The organism is Kitasatospora sp. NPDC040550 (assembly GCF_055594965.1).
On record NZ_JBVIWC010000028.1, the window covers coordinates 64,518 to 76,358 of the forward strand.

General features: G+C 74.1%; 14 protein-coding genes. 6 read left to right on the top strand and 8 right to left on the bottom strand.

The genetic code is table 11. The features are described from left to right. Positions 1-65 precede the first annotated feature (65 nt). Positions 66-305 (bottom strand): hypothetical protein, encoded by a 240-nt coding sequence (locus ACZ58X_RS32695; protein ID WP_470337201.1) that lies wholly within the window; start codon positions 303-305, stop codon positions 66-68. Continuing rightward, positions 305-502, bottom strand: a complete 198-nt coding sequence (locus ACZ58X_RS32700; protein ID WP_470337202.1) for a hypothetical protein — start codon at positions 500-502, stop codon at positions 305-307. Before ACZ58X_RS32700 ends, ACZ58X_RS32695 begins: the two co-directional genes overlap by 1 nt. A gap of 119 nt (positions 503-621) precedes the next feature. On the opposite strand from ACZ58X_RS32700, the gene ACZ58X_RS32705 reads away from it, so the two are divergent. Together ACZ58X_RS32705 and ACZ58X_RS32710 are read left to right on the top strand one after the other, a co-directional pair. Then, positions 622-1,461 (top strand): helix-turn-helix domain-containing protein, encoded by an 840-nt coding sequence (locus ACZ58X_RS32705; protein WP_470337203.1) that lies wholly within the window; start codon positions 622-624, stop codon positions 1,459-1,461. Then, entirely contained in the window at positions 1,451-1,657 is a 207-nt protein-coding gene (locus ACZ58X_RS32710; protein WP_470337204.1) for a DUF397 domain-containing protein, read from the top strand. The genes ACZ58X_RS32705 and ACZ58X_RS32710 overlap by 11 nt, the downstream gene beginning before the upstream one ends. A 417-nt stretch (positions 1,658-2,074) precedes the next feature. Here the strand turns inward: ACZ58X_RS32710 and ACZ58X_RS32715 are convergent, their stop codons facing one another. Then, positions 2,075-2,854, bottom strand: coding sequence for an NAD(P)H-dependent oxidoreductase (locus ACZ58X_RS32715; RefSeq protein WP_470337205.1), 780 nt, complete (start codon positions 2,852-2,854; stop codon positions 2,075-2,077). A gap of 153 nt (positions 2,855-3,007) precedes the next feature. Here ACZ58X_RS32715 and ACZ58X_RS32720 point away from each other — a divergent pair, with 153 nt between their 5' ends. Further along, complete coding sequence (locus tag ACZ58X_RS32720; protein WP_470337206.1) at positions 3,008-3,859, top strand: helix-turn-helix transcriptional regulator; 852 nt, start codon at positions 3,008-3,010, stop codon at positions 3,857-3,859. Positions 3,860-4,035: 176 nt separating this feature from the next. Here the strand turns inward: ACZ58X_RS32720 and ACZ58X_RS32725 are convergent, their stop codons facing one another. The 3 genes from ACZ58X_RS32725 to ACZ58X_RS32735 form a co-directional block, all read right to left on the bottom strand. Further along, positions 4,036-4,899: an alpha/beta fold hydrolase gene (locus ACZ58X_RS32725; RefSeq protein ID WP_470337207.1), complete on the bottom strand. Its 864-nt coding sequence runs from the start codon at positions 4,897-4,899 to the stop codon at positions 4,036-4,038. 219 nt (positions 4,900-5,118) lie between these two features. Next, entirely contained in the window at positions 5,119-6,111 is a 993-nt protein-coding gene (locus ACZ58X_RS32730) for an aldo/keto reductase (RefSeq protein ID WP_470337208.1), read from the bottom strand. Between the two features lie 42 nt (positions 6,112-6,153). Further along, positions 6,154-6,534, bottom strand: a complete 381-nt coding sequence (locus ACZ58X_RS32735; RefSeq protein ID WP_470337209.1) for a hypothetical protein — start codon at positions 6,532-6,534, stop codon at positions 6,154-6,156. Positions 6,535-7,254: 720 nt separating this feature from the next. On the opposite strand from ACZ58X_RS32735, the gene ACZ58X_RS32740 reads away from it, so the two are divergent. The 3 genes from ACZ58X_RS32740 to ACZ58X_RS32750 all read left to right on the top strand — a co-directional run bounded on the left by ACZ58X_RS32740 (position 7,255) and on the right by ACZ58X_RS32750 (position 9,972). Further along, positions 7,255-7,872, top strand: coding sequence for an XRE family transcriptional regulator (locus tag ACZ58X_RS32740; protein ID WP_470337210.1), 618 nt, complete (start codon positions 7,255-7,257; stop codon positions 7,870-7,872). Positions 7,873-8,068: 196 nt separating this feature from the next. Further along, positions 8,069-8,650, top strand: a complete 582-nt coding sequence (locus ACZ58X_RS32745) for a ParH-like protein (protein WP_470337211.1) — start codon at positions 8,069-8,071, stop codon at positions 8,648-8,650. Next, positions 8,647-9,972, top strand: a complete 1,326-nt coding sequence (locus tag ACZ58X_RS32750; RefSeq protein ID WP_470337212.1) for an MAB_1171c family putative transporter — start codon at positions 8,647-8,649, stop codon at positions 9,970-9,972. The genes ACZ58X_RS32745 and ACZ58X_RS32750 overlap by 4 nt, the downstream gene beginning before the upstream one ends. A gap of 22 nt (positions 9,973-9,994) precedes the next feature. Here the strand turns inward: ACZ58X_RS32750 and ACZ58X_RS32755 are convergent, their stop codons facing one another. Together ACZ58X_RS32755 and ACZ58X_RS32760 are read right to left on the bottom strand one after the other, a co-directional pair. Continuing rightward, positions 9,995-10,495, bottom strand: a complete 501-nt coding sequence (locus ACZ58X_RS32755; RefSeq protein WP_470337213.1) for a hypothetical protein — start codon at positions 10,493-10,495, stop codon at positions 9,995-9,997. Positions 10,496-10,606: 111 nt separating this feature from the next. Beyond that, positions 10,607-11,461, bottom strand: a complete 855-nt coding sequence (locus ACZ58X_RS32760; RefSeq protein ID WP_470337214.1) for a DUF4253 domain-containing protein — start codon at positions 11,459-11,461, stop codon at positions 10,607-10,609. Positions 11,462-11,841: the final 380 nt, after the last annotated feature.

Here is an 11,841-nt window from a genome sequence, read left to right on the forward strand (position 1 = left end):
ACTTCCTGAGAGCGCAGAACAACAGGAGGGCGAAGCAGGCCCACCAGAGCAGGCGGGCGAGGAGTTCAGTCGTCATACGTGAGGCGCTCGTAGCGCAGGCCCTTGCGCAGCAGGTCGACGATCCGGAGGAGATCGAGGGGGCGGGCGGTGAGGTGGAGCAGGTACTCGCAGGTGGAGCGGCCGGTGTCCCAGTCCACTTCCAGGGTCGGCAACTTGACCCGGCCCAGGGCGAGGACGGTGGTGAGGTCATCGAGGACGGCGGCGGCCTGCCGGCGCTGCTCGGCGGTGACGCGGGAGAGGGTCACTACTCCCCCGGCCGCTTGTGGACCTCGAACAGGCGCCAGGCCGAGAAGGCCTCGGTGAAGGAGGAGAAGCCGCTGCGCTCACCGTCGGGCTTGCACAGCCACGCCCCGGTGCACTCGTTACGCACCCGGTAGCACCGGGCCTCGGTGTCCCACCGGACACCGTAGCCGTGGAGGCGGGGGGCTTGGTCTTGGGTCATGGCAAGGGAACTCTCTGCGATGGGAGTTTCACGTTCTGTTGCACATGGTGGCCCAGCACCACCTAGCATCGGAAGCGTCAAACAACTTGACCCAGTGGGCTCGTAACTTTGGAGCAGCCATGGTGAACATCAAGGAGATCGACCCGGCGTCGTCCCCGTGGGCCCCTTTCGGGATCCAACTCCGCAACTCACGAAGGGCTGCGGGCCTCAAGCAGGGTCAGCTCGCGCGCAAGTGTGGGGTCAGCGCGTCGTACGTCTCGTTCGTTGAACTTGCGCGTCGGCCCCCGAGTGAAAAGTTTGCTACCAAGGCCGATGAAGTCCTCGGAACGGGCGGGACCTTGATGCTGATGTGGTGGCAGCACAAGCACACGGCGCTGGTTCCGGGCTTCCCCGAGTACGCCAACTACGAGAACCGCGCGGCTGAGATCCGGCTCTTCTCGATTGACATTGTGTCGGGTCTGCTGCAAACACCGGCTTACGCCAGCGCCTGGGAAGCAGGCAACGTTCGACGTGGCAACGCCACTCCCGAACAAGCCGAGGAAAGACTCAACTTCCTCATGACGCGCCAGCAACTCCTGAACCGCGCACCGGCTCCGATCCTCCATGCGGTTCTCGACGAGAGCTGTCTGCGGCGGCCCATAGGAGGAGCGAGGGTGATGGTCGAGCAACTGCTGCACCTTGAACGGATGGCAGGGAACCCCAACGTTCTTCTCCAGGTAGCCCCCTTCTCTCTCGCCGAAGAGCGCCCGTTCAGCTCGCACGTGACGCTGCTGACCATGCCGGACCGCAAGCTGCTCGGATATGGCGAGACCGAGGCTCGGGGCTACCTGGATCGCAATATCGACACTGTCCTTCCGCTGTCCAGGGGCTACGATCGGCTCCAGATCGAGGCACTGAATCAGGCCGCATCGATGGAGAAGATCCGTGCGGTACGGAAGGGCTATGAGGATGGATGTTGACCTGACCCGCGCTAGTTGGCGCAAGAGCACGTACAGCGGGGGGCAGAACGGCTGCATCGAGGTTGCCGACGGGTTCACCGGCATCATGCCCGTCCGCGACTCCAAGGACCCCTCCGGCCCCGCCCTCGTCTTCCCCGCTGACGCCTGGCAGTCCTTCGTGACCGCCGTCCGCACCGGCGAGTTCGACGCCCGCTGACCCCAGCAATCAGCCCCGCCGCCCCGGCCCCCGGGGCGGCGGGGCCGTCTCCACCCCTCCCCCAGGTTCAACTCCCCTGGCCACCAAGGCTCCAGGGATTGGCCAAGCTCTCCGGCATCGAGGACGTGGAGACCCGTTTCAGAGCCCCCAGGAGGGGCCGAACCATTTCGGCCCCTCCGTCTCCTGCTTCGCCGAGGACATCGAGGAACTCCGGTCCCGGGGGCGTGACATCCGCACCGCCCCGCTGGACGCATAGGAAGTCGGACCCGCCGACTTCCCACTCCCCCAGGAGGGATCCGCCACCACGGATTCCTGGCCAGGTACAGCGCACCACCCGTGCCGCTGCCCCGGCCCCGGCCCCGGCCCCGGGGCAGCGGCGCCCCCGACGCTCCCGCCACGCGCGCCGGTTGCCGGCGGTCAGCCGCGCACGTGCAGCCCGAAGCCGGTGCGGCCGGCGGGCTCGAGGCCCGCTTTCAGGTGCAGCGAGGGGATCTCGTAGTCGCCGAGGTTCTGGCGCCGGAACGCGATCGGCTCGGTCGACTCCAGGGTGAGCAGGCGCTGTTCCCAGGCCTTGGCGACGTCCTGGTAGTCCGCGCCGGTCATCCGGTCGGCGCCGTGCAGCACGAACGGCGGCAGTACCTCGATGCCCGGGTAGTAGAGGATGCCGTGCTGGATCGGGAACAGCAGGTCGTCGATCGGGCCGTTGATCCCGCGGGCGGCGTAGTGCGACTGCGGGCCGCCGGTGGTCACCGACAGCAGCGCCCGTCGGCCCGCGAGGGTGCCCTCGCCGAAGCGCTCGCCGTACTTGGTGTCGCTGTGTTCGCCGACGCCGTACGCGAAGTGGTACGTGAACACCCGGTCCACCCAGCCCTTGAGGATCGCGGGCATCGTGTACCACCACAGCGGGAACTGGAAGATGATCGTGTCGGCCCACAGCAGCTTCTCCTGCTCGGCGCGGACGTCGGGGGTGAGCGTCCCGGCGTCGAAGGCCCGGCCGGAGTCCAGGGCGACCTTCAACGGACTCGAGGCGTCGGGGCCGTAGTCCGCGGCGTCCACGACCGCCTTCCAGTTCATCGCGTACAGGTCGCTCACCCGTACCTGGTGCCCGGCGGCCTCCAGGGTGGTGACCGCGAGGTCTTTCAGCGAGCTGTTGAGCGACGTCGGCTCCGGGTGGGCATGGACGATCAGCGTCTTCACGGGGGAACTCCTTCGGATCGGTTGCCTTCGATCCTGGGCGCTGCGGCGTCCGGCGTTCAGGGGCGCCGCTTCCGTCGGACGGGACTTCCTGGTAACGGCAGGGCCACCTTCGCGGGCTCCGCCACGGGCTCCGCCGGGGCCATACTGGGGGGCATGGACGATCTTGCGGGCTTCCTGCGGACCCGGCGTTCCCGGGTTGTCCCGGCCGCCGTCGGCATCCCCACCGACAGCCGCCGCCGGGTCGAAGGGCTGCGCCGCGAGGAGGTCGCGCACCTGTCCGGAGTCAGCGTCGACTACTACGTGCGCCTGGAGCAGGGCCGTTCGACCCAGCCCTCCGAGCAGATCCTCGACGCGCTCGCCCGCGTCCTCGGCCTCGACGAGACCGAACGCGGGCACCTGCACCGGCTCGCCCGGCAGCACCGCCGGCGGGCGAAGGCGCCGGGCGGGCGGGTGCGGCCGGAACTGCTGCGCGTCCTCGACCTGGTCACCGACGCACCCGCGCTGATCACGAACCACCGCCTCGACGTGCTCGCCGGGAACCGTCTCGCCGGACTCCTCTACGGCCGACCGATTCCGGGCCTGAACACCGCCCGGCACCTCTTCCTCGAGGAGGCCGAGCACGGCCTCTACGCGGACTGGGAGAACTGCACCCTCGACGTGGTCGGGCACCTGCGCCTGGCCGCCGGCAAGTACCCCGAGGACTCCCGCCTGGCCGCGCTCGTCGGCGAGCTGGCGATGGGCAGCGAGCGATTCCGCCGCCTGTGGGCCCGCGCGGACGTGCGCGCCCGCACCCACGGACGCAAGGCCTACCGGCACCCGCTGGTGGGACCGCTGGAACTGCACCACGAGAACTTCGCGCTACCGGACGAATCAGGCCTCGAGCTGCTGGTGCTGTCCGCTGCCCCCGGCAGCCCCGCCGAGGACGGGCTGCACCTGCTCGCGCGCCTGGACACCGGCCGCGGTGACGCACACCCCGCCGTGGACGCCGCCCGGCTCCGCGGGTGACCCGATGCCGCCGCCGTACCCGCTGAACGGTCCGATGTCCGTGGACGGCGAGGAGTTCTGCTCGCGGGGCTACGACGTCCGCACCGCCGCAGCGGGCGCGTGGGAAGTCGGCCGTGCCGACTTCCCGTTCCGCCGCACCGCCGCACCGCCCGGCCGGGGCCGTCGGCCGGCGCCGGTCAGGATGCGGCGGGCAGTTGCGCGGCGATCTCGGCCAGGACCCGGGCGGCCGGTTCCGGGGCGGCCAGCCACTTGAGGTGGCTGCCGGTGAGCGTGCGGACGGTGTAGGGGTTCCCGGGCGTCAGGGCGTCGGCCTCGCGGATCATCCGGTCCTGCATGGCGAGCGGGATGCTGGCGTCCTCGGTCAGCCGGACGTACGTCCTCGGGATCCGCCCCCAGGTGTCGGGACGGGCCCGGTCGTCGGGGGTGCCGGCGTCGAGGTTCTCGTCGGGCTGGAGGGTGTTGAGGAGGACCAGGAACTCCTCGTCCGTCCCGTCGGCGAACAGGGCCGCCTTGAAGGCCGCGAGGGCGGCGGGGTCGGCGGTGCGGAAGTTCGAGCGCAGCAGCCCGAGTTCGGCGGGGTTGCCGACCAGCGCGGAGGCCAGTGCGGCGGGGTCGACCGCGGCCATCTCGGGCTCGGCGTAGTAGGCGCTGACGTCGAGGTCGACGGGGCACCAGGAGGAGACGTACACGAGGTGGTCGATCAGGTCGGGCCGCTGGTTGGCGGCGACGGTGGCCGTCAGGCCGCCGCGGCTGTGCGAGAGGAGGAGGACGGGCCCGTTGCGCTTGGCCCGCTCCAGGATCCCGATCAGGTGCGCGGCGTTGTCGGCGAGCGTGACGCCCTTGATGACCCCGGGCGTCGCGGCGAGTTCGGCGAGGTCCTGCGGCGCCTGGTAGGCGCGCGGGTAGGTCGCGGCGAGGCCGTGTCCCGGGAGGTCGACGGCGACCGAGCGGTGCCCGAGGAGGCCGAGTTCGGCCTGGAGCGGGGCGAAGGAGAAGGAGTTGGCGAACGCTCCGTGGACCAGGACGAACGTCGGCTGCATCTGGGCTACGACTGCCTTTCCGGGGCTGCGGCGGTGTCGGCGGCGGGGCGGCGGGGCGGCGCACAGTCACCGGGGTGGCGTGCGAACGGCCGCCCGCTGCCGGGGAATTCACCCTACTCGGTGAAGATCATCCGCACTACCCCCGGACGGGACCGGGCCGGGCCGGGACCGACCGGGCCGGGCCGGGACCGACCGGGCCGGGCCGGGACCGACCCGCCGTCAGGTCCAGGGCAGGGCGGAGCGGGTGCGCCAGTAGGCCTCGGCGGGTTCGGGCATGGCGGCGAGGGTGGCGAGGTCGTCCGGGGTGGGGGTGAGGTGGGCGGCGGCGAGGTTGGAGGTGAGTTGGGCGGGGGTGGCGGCGCCGGAGAGGACGACGTCGGCCCAGGGCTGGGCGGCGGCGGCCGCCAGGGCGAGGGCGTCGGGGGTGGTGGCGGTGCGGGTGGCGAGGGCGCGCAGGGCGGCGGTGTCGTCCCCGGTGGCGTTGCGCCCGGCCAGGCGGCCGTTGGCCATGCCCTCCTTGACCACGACCAGCCAGCCGGCCCGGTGGGCTTCGGCGAGGGCGGGGGCGGCGGAGGTCTCCAGCAGGTTCCAGGTGGCCTGGACGGCGCTGAACAGCGGCCGGCCGTCGACGGTGACGGCCAGGGCCCGGCGGATGGCCTCGGCCTGGGCGGGGCCGCTGGTGGACAGGCCGACCCGGACGCCCTCGGCGGCGAGGGCGGCCAGGCGCCGGTGCAGGGCGGGGTCGGTGAGGGCGGGGCTGTCGGTGGTGACCGAGTGGACCAGGTAGACGTCCAGGCGGGGGCCGAGCAGGGCGCGGGTCTCGCGGATCTGCCGGTCGTACACCGCCGTGGAGTGCTCCTTGACCTCGTGCGCGGTGACGCCGGTGGTGCGCCAGTCGGCCGTGTAGGTGTAGCCCCACTTGCTGCCGACCGTCACCTCGGCGGCGGCCTCCGGGTGTTCGGTGAGCCACTGGGCGAGGAACTCCTCGGCGCGGCCGTAGGAGCGGGCGGTGTCGAAGTAGCGCACCCCGGCGGCGCAGGCGGCGTCGAGGAGGGTGTGGGTGCGCTCGCGCAGGGCCTCGACGGTGCGTTCGGCGGGCAGGTCGGCCGCGCGCCCGAGGGTGATGTAGCCGGGTCGGCCGACCGCCGCGGTGCCCAGGCCCAGCCGGGCGCGGGCCGGGGTCCTGGGGGTGGGGGCGGGTTCGGTCGGCATGCTGGCTCTCCTCGGGTGGCGCGACGGTGCTCACCTGGGACTTTAGGGGACCGCCCGCAAGGCCGTCGGCAGCGGGGCCGGGGCCGGGGCCGGACCCGTCGGCTGGTCCAGGCGCAGCACGACGTTGACGTAGTCCCGCGGTTTGCCCGGCCAGTGCCGGTCGTTGCTGGTGAGAAGTCGGCTGCGCACGCCGTCGCGTTCGGTGAGCGGTCCGGTGGTGGTGCGCAGGTTGGGTTGCCAGTCGCGGCCGCGCGGGCGGTGTTCGAGGGTGAGGGTCCAGTGCTCCCCGTCCACCTCCAGGACGGCGCCGGGGCGTCCGGGCAGTACCCGGGTGCCGTACGGGCCGCGGACGACCGCCCGTTGGGCGAAGTCGGCGTTGCAGCCGACCACGGTGATGCGCCAAGCGCCGTGGAACCTGAGCACGTTCGCCTCCCGCCCTCGCGGCGCGCCGTCGGCGACGCGCCTCCGTCGGGGTCAACGGATGCGGGGCGTGCGGAGGATCAGACGGAGGGTGACCGGACGGCTGCCGGGCGTGTCGGCGGGGCGGAGTGGGCGGTCCGGGCGGTGTGGGCGAGGGGCGGGTGGCCGTGGGCGGTGCGGACGGGGCCGTGGACGCGGTCCGCGCGGGAGGCGGCGGTTACGGGGGCAGCAGCCACTGCGGTGGCGGCCGCCGGGGCGGTGGCCGTGCGGACCGTCCGGGCCGTGCGGGCGGCCCGGACGGTCCGGACGGGGACCAGGCGCAGCAGGAGGACGGGCCGGGCGGCACCTGCGACCGTGGCGGCGCCGGCGGTGCGGTGTGCCCGCGACGGTCTGCCCGCGCGGCGCGGTGTCCACGGGCGCCCCCTTCTCGCGTCGTGCCGTCGGGGGCGGGCCGGTGGGGCTGTCCCCTGCCGGGCGGCGGTCCGGTGGGGACGTCAAGTGCCGCAGGTACGGGCTGGTGTGAGGGTGCGTCAGCTCGGGTCGGCGGTGCCTGCGGGCCTGCCCGTCCAGGATGTCAGCCGACCCTACGCGGGTCAACTGGCGTTGACTGCGGGTATCTTCTGATCCATGCCAGCTGATGCCGTTCGGCTATCGTGACCTGGCCGGCCCTGTCCGTCCGCCGAGGTCGCGGCGCGGAGGGCCCGGGCGTGAGGAAGGTGGGGCATGACGGAGTCGACGGGGGACGGCGTTCAGGCGGGACCGGAGGGCGCTCCACCGGAGCCCGCCGGGGACGGCACCGAGAACGCGGACACGGGAGCGGGCACGGGGACAAGTACGGCGACGGGTACGGGAACGGGCGCCGACGCGGACACCGGCACGGACCCGGACGCGGGCACCGGCCCGGAGACGGACGGCCCCGCGAGCACGGAGGCCGGCGGGCTGTCGGTCCGGATCGAGGCCCTCTTCCACACCGTGCGCCGCCCCGACCGCGAGCAGTACACCAACGAGGAAGTGGCCCGGGCCTGCCGTGAGGCGACCGGGGAGTCCTTCTCCACCACCTACCTGTGGCAGCTGCGCACCGGGCGCCGGGACAACCCGACCAAGCGCCACCTGGAGGCGCTGGCCCAGTTCTTCCAGGTCCCGCCCGCGTACTTCTTCGACGAGCAGCAGGGCGCCGAGATCGCCAAGGAGCTGGCCCTGCTCGGCGCGCTGCGCGACGCGGGGGTGCGCAGCCTGGCGCTGCGGGCGGTGGGCCTGTCGCCGGAGGGCCTGGACACCGTCAGCGAGTTGGTCGACGTGATCGCCCGCCGGGACGCGGCGCGCAAACGCCCCTCGCCCTGAGCGCGGGCCGCGCCACCCCGCAGGGCCGCCGGAGCGCGGGGACGCCGGAGCGCGGGGCGGGCGCAGGAGCGTCGGACGCCCGTGCGGAGGCGCCGGCGGAGGAACCGTAGGGGTGGAGCGGTGAGGGGAGCTCGGGTTGTGGGGTGACTTGTGGGGCGGCCGGGGCTACCGGTCCACGCTGCGGCGCTGTCGCCGGATGGCCGAACAGCTGGAGCTGCCGCGCCCGTTCGACCCGGTGGTGCTGCTGGAGCGGCTGGCGGTGCGGCGCGGACGGCCGATCGAGCTGCTGCCGGTGCCGGCCCGCCCGCACGCCCCCTGCGGGCTGCTGGTCTCCACCCTGGAGGCGGACTACATCCTGTACGCGGCGGACACCGGCGTGCTGCACCAGCGGCACATCCTGGTGCACGAGATCGCGCACCTGCTGCTCGACCACGCCGGCTCCGCGCCGCTGGCCCCGGCCGCCGCGCTGCTGCCCAACCTCTCCCCCGCGCTGGTGCAGCGGGTGCTGGGGCGCACCAGCTACGACGAGCCGCAGGAGCGGGAGGCTGAGCTGCTGGCCTCGCTGATCCTGAGCCGGGCGGACCGGGCCGACGCCGCCGACCGATCAGGGGCCGGGCCGGCGCCGGCCGGCGGGTCGCTGGACGCGCTGGGCGTCCTGCTGGCCGCCAGGCGGCACGGCGGGCCGGGGACTGACGGACCGACGGACACCGGGCCGACGGACACCGGACCGGAGGACACCGGACCGGAGGACGACACACCTCAGGGACGCCGACCGTGAGCGAACTCGCCCTCTACCCCGTCGGATTGTTCTTCGTCCTCAGCTCCGCCCACTTCTCCCGCAGCCGGATCGACTCCCGCGCCGCCGCCCGCTTCACCTGCTACGGCACGGCCCTGCTCGGCACCGCCCTGCTGGTACTCGCCCCGCCGACCGTACGGGCGGTGCAGGACACGGGGGTTCCGGTACTGGCGGTGCTGGTGATCGTGCTGGGCGACGGGCTGCGCGACGGCGCGGCCGCGGCGATGCGGCTGCTCGTACCGGCACTGCGGGCAGCCGATGCCGCGAGCGCGGCCGGCATCGACGCCGCCGCCGATGCCGCCACCGCCACCGCCACCGCCACAGAGCCTGTACGGCGGGAGGTGCGGGGCGGACTGGCCCTGCTGGCCGGGGTGCTGGGGCTGCGGCTGGCGCTGATCACCGCCGCCGCGCCGGGCCTGGCGGGCCAGGACCTGACCGTCGGTCCCGAGCTGTCGGCCCGGCTGGCGCTGGCCGGGTACACCGCCGTGGGCATGCTGCACACCGCGGTGTGCCTCACCGCGCTGCTGCGCGAGCTGGCCCGGCGCGCCCGCGCGGCCGGGCCCGGGCGGCTGGGCACCGGGCTGCGGCTGCTGGCCGGCGGGCTGGTGGCCGGGCTGCTGTGGAACGCGTGGAGCGTGGACGACGTGCTGCGCGCGGCCGTCACCGGCAGCCAGGACGGCCCCGAGGACCTCCTGTGCGCGGTGCTGGGCGGGCTGTGCGCGGCGCTGATCGCGGCCGGCCTGGGCAGCACCCTGTGGCCCGCGGCGACCGGGGCGGTGCGCGGCTGGCTGCGCGCCCACCGCCGCTACCGGGCGCTCACCCCGCTCTGGCGCGACCTGCACACCGCGCTGCCGGAGATCGCCCTCGACCCGGCCCGTCGGCTGGCGCTGCCCCCGCGCGACCCCCGGTTCGCGCTCTACCGGCGGATCATCGAGATCCACGACGCCCGCCTGATCCTGCGCCAGCACCTGGACCCGCGCGCCGCGCAGTGGCTCGACCACGCCACCCGCCGCTTCCCACCGCCCGCCGACCACGCCGCCGCCACCGCCGAGGCGGCGGCACTGGCCGCCGCCCTGGAACTGGCCGCGACCGGCACCCTGCCCGGCCCCGCCGCACCCGCGGCGCCCGCGGCCGACACCCTGGGCTCCCTGGAGTCCCTGGACACCCTGGACGGGGAGGCCGACCACCTCACCCACCTGGCCCGGGTCTACGCCACCTGCCCGGCCGTCGCCGAGGTCCGCACCCGCGCCCGCGCCGAACGGGCCCGCGCCGAACGCGCCCGGACCGCGACGGCCACGCGGTGACGGGCCCTACGGGCAGCTTCCGTCACCGCTCCCAGCACCACCGGACCGCTTCGAACAGCAGGCCCAGAGGGAAGAGCGGGCCCGTCAAGAGCGGGACCTTCGAGAGCGGGACCTTCGAGAGCGGGACCTTCGAGAGCGGGCCGGGATCGGTCCCCTCCACCGGGACGGGTTCGAATTCCTCCCTCTCCTCCCTCTCCTCCACCGGGACGGTTCCCGGGTGGTACCGGAAGTACGGACTGAGCTCGCCCGGCGCGGTGGCCACCGAGTCCAGGCGCAGCTGCCGGTCCGACTCGTTCGTGAAACGTGGCTTCGCCCAGTGCACGGACACGGTGGCGATCGGGGCCTCGTCCGCGAGGGCGCCCTGGAGGGCTACCGACCAGCTGGAGCCGTCCATCCGGTACGGGTAGTCGACTGCCTCGTCAACAAGGTCGCCCAGGGTGGTCGTTGGGTCGACGGTGAAGTCCCAGTGGTGTGGTGGGTCGTCTCCCGGGTGCACGCTGTCGCGCGTCAGGAACACTCGCACGCCCGGCACGGTAGCCCGACGAACCAGTTATCGTCAATCTGACGTAAACCTCCGGATGGAGACCGCCTCTTGCTCGGCGCACCTTCTCGGCCGCGGCAACCGGTCCGTGCGTCAGTCCCACCAGAAGCCCCAGTGGGCGGCGTCGACCAGGCCCTCGGCGTAGCCGGCCAGCCCCTCCTCGGCCCCGAAGACGTTGTCCGGGCAGAACGCGGCGTGCTCGGCCGCCACCAGCAGCGCCTGCGCCCGGCTCGTCGGCGGCGCCGCGACGCTCAACTCCAGCGAGTCGGCGCCCACTTCGACGAGGCGGGCGCCGAAACGCTCCTGCCAGCCGTGCAGCACGGCGGCGATCTCGCCGGTGTCGCCGTGGCCGTTGGTGCCGTTCCAGCCGCAGGCGGCCAGTGCCCGGGCGCCGTCGTCCGCGCGGACCAGGCCGATCCGCAGCGAGGGCCGGGCGCGCAGCAGTTGGCGGGCCAGGCGGTCGGCGCACTCCTGCGGGTCGCGCCGCGGCGCGGGGGCGGGCGCGGGGCCGGGCCAGGTGTCGCCGTAGGGGGCCAGCGCCTCCAGCAGGTCGGCCCGGTCCTGCGGGTCGCCGGTGGGGCACCACAGCACCGACTTCTGCCACCACTGGCGCAGCAGGGCCGCCACGTCGTACCGGTCCGTCCGGAACTCCCCCGGCCCGCCCGGCTCTCCCGGCTCCCCCGGCCCGCCCGGCTCCCCCGGTTCAAGCCCCAGGTCCCCCGCCTCCAGGTGCGGGGCGTCGTCGCCGGGCGCCAGCAGCAGCGGCCACGGCCCCGACTCCGCGTGCTCCCGGCGCAGCCGCTCCCACGCGCCCTCCGGCGCCGGCCCGTCGCTCACCCACAGCGACGGCACCACCTGACGCCCCGGCAGCAGTGGCGCCGTACGGCCTTCGGCGCTGCGGTCGGGGAAGCGTCGGCGCAGGTCACGGAGCAGCTGGGAATCGATCATGCGCCCACGGTAGAGGTACGCAGCGACAACGGCCCCGGCCCGTCGTCCGCCTCGACGGCACCGGGGTCGGTGTCGTCGAGCTCGTCCCCCGGCTGTGCGACGGCACCCGCGAGGGCCTCGTCGCGCAGCGCCCCCGGGCCCTGGCCGCGTTCCGGGCGCGCGGGGGGCCGGGCCGCGGTTCCAGGGCCCGTCTTCGAACCCCCGTCGTCCGCCCGGAGGGCGGGCGGGGCGGCGTTGGGGTGCGTGCATCGCAAGGCGGAGGAGGGAGCCACTGCGGTGGGGGCACCTCCCGGCCGAAGGCTGGGGGCCATTGGCGACCGACGACAACGCGGCGAGGTGCGCTTGTGCCCTGGGGGTACCTCCCGGCCGAAGGCTGGGGG

What these genes read in the sequence shown, in the direction of transcription:
- ACZ58X_RS32700 (WP_470337202.1), bottom strand. Translation starts at nt 502, where the DNA reads ATGACCCAAGACCAAGCCCCCCGCCTCCACGGCTACGGTGTCCGGTGG.
- ACZ58X_RS32705 (WP_470337203.1), top strand. Translation starts at nt 622, where the DNA reads ATGGTGAACATCAAGGAGATCGACCCGGCGTCGTCCCCGTGGGCCCCT.
- ACZ58X_RS32710 (WP_470337204.1), top strand. Translation starts at nt 1,451, where the DNA reads ATGGATGTTGACCTGACCCGCGCTAGTTGGCGCAAGAGCACGTACAGC.
- ACZ58X_RS32720 (WP_470337206.1), top strand. Translation starts at nt 3,008, where the DNA reads ATGGACGATCTTGCGGGCTTCCTGCGGACCCGGCGTTCCCGGGTTGTC.
- ACZ58X_RS32725 (WP_470337207.1), bottom strand. Translation starts at nt 4,899, where the DNA reads ATGCAGCCGACGTTCGTCCTGGTCCACGGAGCGTTCGCCAACTCCTTC.
- ACZ58X_RS32730 (WP_470337208.1), bottom strand. Translation starts at nt 6,111, where the DNA reads ATGCCGACCGAACCCGCCCCCACCCCCAGGACCCCGGCCCGCGCCCGG.
- ACZ58X_RS32740 (WP_470337210.1), top strand. Translation starts at nt 7,255, where the DNA reads ATGACGGAGTCGACGGGGGACGGCGTTCAGGCGGGACCGGAGGGCGCT.
- ACZ58X_RS32745 (WP_470337211.1), top strand. Translation starts at nt 8,069, where the DNA reads ATGGCCGAACAGCTGGAGCTGCCGCGCCCGTTCGACCCGGTGGTGCTG.
- ACZ58X_RS32760 (WP_470337214.1), bottom strand. Translation starts at nt 11,461, where the DNA reads ATGATCGATTCCCAGCTGCTCCGTGACCTGCGCCGACGCTTCCCCGAC.